Raw genomic sequence first — 2,160 nt, forward strand, 5'->3', positions numbered from 1 at the left:
AAGGACTTGCAGCGGCCGTCGGGGGCCAGACCGCGCTGCCGGCTGAACGCGACGAACGCCGCCGGGGTGGACAGGACGGTCACGCCGCCGGCGAGGGCCAGCGAGCACTCGCGGCGGCGGAGCGCGTGACACGCCCAGTGCAGCGCGACGAGCGAGGACGAACAGGCCGTGTCGACCGTGACGGCGGAACCGGCGAGGCCGAGGAAGTACGCCAGCCGTCCGGAGACGACGGCGGTCGCGGTCCCGGTGAGCAGGTGCCCTTCGAGGTTGTCGCCGGCGCCGCGCATGAGGTTCGCGTAGTCCTGGCCGGTGTTGCCGACGAAGACGCCGGTCTCCGAGCCGGCCAGCGAAGCCGGGTCGATGCGGGCGCGTTCGATGGCCTCCCAGGTCGTCTCCAGGAGCAGCCGCTGTTGGGCGTCCATGGCGAGGGCTTCGCGCGGGGAGATGCCGAAGAAGCCGGCGTCGAAGTCGGCGACGTCGTGCAGGAAGCCGCCGGACGCGGTGTGGGAGGTGCCGGGCCGGTCCGGATCGGGGTCGCGGAGCGCGTCGAGGTCCCAGCCGCGGTTCTCGGGGAATCCGGTGACGGCGTCGGTGCCCGCGGCGACCAGGTCCCACAGCTGTTCCGGGCTTTTGACGCCGCCGGGCAGCCGGCAGCCCATGCCGACGATCGCGATCGGTTCCTGTTCGGCTTCTTCCACCGCCTGCAGCCGCCGGCGTGTCTGGTGCAGATTGGTCGTGACCCACCTGAGGTGCTCGCGCAGCGTCTCCTCGTCGGCCATGTCAGTGCCACCAGCCTTTTCTCCAGCGAAGTGCGGACACCCGGCACATCCGCGCGCCGAAGTGGCATCAAAGTGAGGCTATGGGACCGGTTTTGGGCCTACAACCCCTAAAGATCCCCCCTTACAGGGGCCCCTACGCAGGAAAATCGCGGGCTTTTACGGCGACTCACAATTTGCCGAGATCATTGTTGATGAATTCGAGAAGTGCGTCGTCATCGGCGAAATCGAGTTCACCGGTCTTTTCTTCTCGTTCGGAGTAGCGGCTCAGCAGGGATTGCAGCCTGACGGCGAGTTCGGTGCGCGTCAGCCGGTCGGGGTCGCCGGCGGCCAGGGCCGCTTCGAGGCGGTCGAGCTCGGCCAGGACGCTCGGGGCGCCGTCGCCCAGCTGCGCCTGCAGGTGCTCGGCGAGCGCGGTGGCGTTGGGGTGGTTGAAGACGAGGGTCGGCGGCAGGCTGAGCCCGGTCTCGGCGGCGAGCCGGCTCCGCAGCTCGACGGCGGTGAGCGAGTCGAAGCCGAGTTCGGTGAAGGCCCGCTTGGCGTCCACGGCGGCGGTCGTGGCGTGCCCCAGCACCTGCGCGGCTTCGGTCCGGACCAGGGTGAGCAGGTCCGCGGGGGCGAGGCGCTTCGGCTCAGCCGGCTTCGCTTCGGGCAGCTTCGCCTCGGGCAGTTCGTTCAGCAGCCGGCTCGGCCGGGTAGCGGTGAAGGCGGCGGCGAACAGAGCCCAGTCGACATCGGCGACGACCACCGAGGTCTCCCCCGCCCCGACGGCGGTCCGGAGCGCATTGAGCGCCCCGGCGGGCGACAACGGCGTCAGCCCCCGGCGGCGGAGGTGCTCCTGCTCGGCGGCACCGGCGGCCATCCCGCTGCCGGCCCAGGGCCCCCAGGCAACGGAGGTGGCGACCCGCCCGGCGGCGCGCCGGCCGGCGGCGAGGGCGTCGAGCTGCGCGTTGGCGGCGGCGTAGGCGGTCTGGCCGCCCGCGCCCCAGACGCCGGAGATGGAAGAGAAGAGGACGAAGGCATCGAGGTCGTCACCGAGGAGCCGGTCGAGGTTCTCGGCGCCGGCGACCTTGGCTTGGAGGATCCTGCGGAACTCGTCGTCGGCCAGCTCGGCGAAGGCGGTGGCCTGACTGGCTCCGGCGGCGTGGACGACGGCCGTGACCTGGGGGATCCGGTCGATGGCCCTGGCCAGGTCGTCGCGATCGGAGACGTCGCAGGCGAGGACGGTCGCCTGCGCCCCGGCGGCCTGGAGGTCCTCGACGAGTTCGGCGGCGCCGGGGGCTCGGGGGCCGCGGCGGCTGAGGAGGACGAGGTGGTCGGCGCCGGCGTTCGCGGCCCAGCGGGCCACGGTGGCGCCGAGGGCGCCGGTGCCGCCGGTGATGAG

The 2,160-nt window shown here is 72.3% G+C and carries 2 protein-coding genes; both read right to left on the reverse strand.

What is annotated here, in order from left to right:
* Positions 1 to 779: beta-ketoacyl synthase N-terminal-like domain-containing protein (locus CCN39_RS26900; RefSeq protein ID WP_208630392.1), on the reverse strand; the 779-nt coding region annotated here is incomplete at its 3' end.
* 166 nt (positions 780 to 945) lie between these two features.
* The coding region (locus tag CCN39_RS26905; protein ID WP_143264152.1) for a beta-ketoacyl reductase at positions 946 to 2,160 on the reverse strand (1,215 nt) is incomplete at its 5' end.

The organism is Amycolatopsis kentuckyensis (genome assembly GCF_002155975.1).
GTDB classification, from domain to species: Bacteria; Actinomycetota; Actinomycetes; order Mycobacteriales; family Pseudonocardiaceae; genus Amycolatopsis; species Amycolatopsis kentuckyensis.